We start from the raw sequence: 760 nt of genomic DNA, 5'->3' as shown, positions 1-760 counted from the left end.
GGCCTTCTTCGTAGCGCTGATCGCCGCGTCAGCGGCCTTGCGGGCCATGGTGGTACGGCTGAGGAACTTCGGGCGGAAGTCCTCCACGGCAATGGCCTCGTGGCCCGTCACGACCTTCTTCGCCCACTTGCGGCCGGTGTCCTCGCGCCGACGGGCGACCTTCTTGTGCAGCTTCGCCCGCAGCTTCCTCGCCTCGCGGTAGCCCTTCGAGGCGGCCTGCCCCTTCTTCGGCCTGCGCCGGGCCATCATGCGGTCGTACCGCGTCAGCTTCGCCGCAGCCTTCCTCCCGTGCTGCGCATGGGGAAGGTCGTACCCCTCGGATGTGGTGGTCGCAGTCTCCCTGACACCCCAGTCGATGCCGATCACACGGCCGGTGGCAGGCAGGTCCTCGGTCTGCGCGGGGACAACAAAGCTCGCCCACCAATGCCCCACACTGTCGCGGTACACGCGCACGCTGGACGGCGGCCCGGGCAGCTCACGCGACCACACCGGGCGCAGGACGATCCCGCCCGCCAGGTGCAGACGCCCGTCCTTCAACCGGAATCCGCGCCGGGTGTAGTTCAGCGTCGGAAGGGCATCGCGCTTCCTCCTGTACCCCGGCATCCCGGCCCGCCGCCGCATCGGCAGCCGGTCCTTGATGTCCCCCAGCGCCTTGGACCGGGACCTGCCGAAGTCGCGGACGACCTGCTGCTGCGGAACCGAGCTTCCCTCACGCAGCCACGGCGTCACCCGACGGGCATCGGTCAGCATCCTGTCCAGC

The 760-nt window shown here is 69.7% G+C and carries 1 protein-coding gene; it reads right to left on the bottom strand.

Translation table 11 applies throughout. The features are described 5' to 3' along the window. Positions 1-759, bottom strand: a 759-nt coding sequence (locus tag AC3EQ1_RS31310; RefSeq protein ID WP_432097683.1) for an RNA-guided endonuclease InsQ/TnpB family protein, incomplete at its 3' end; no start/stop codon positions are given. Position 760 lies beyond the last annotated feature (1 nt).

The organism is Streptomyces sp. bgisy100 (assembly GCF_057709105.1).
The sequence above is the reverse complement of the archived record's forward strand: the minus strand, read 5'-3'. Positions and strand labels throughout refer to the sequence as shown.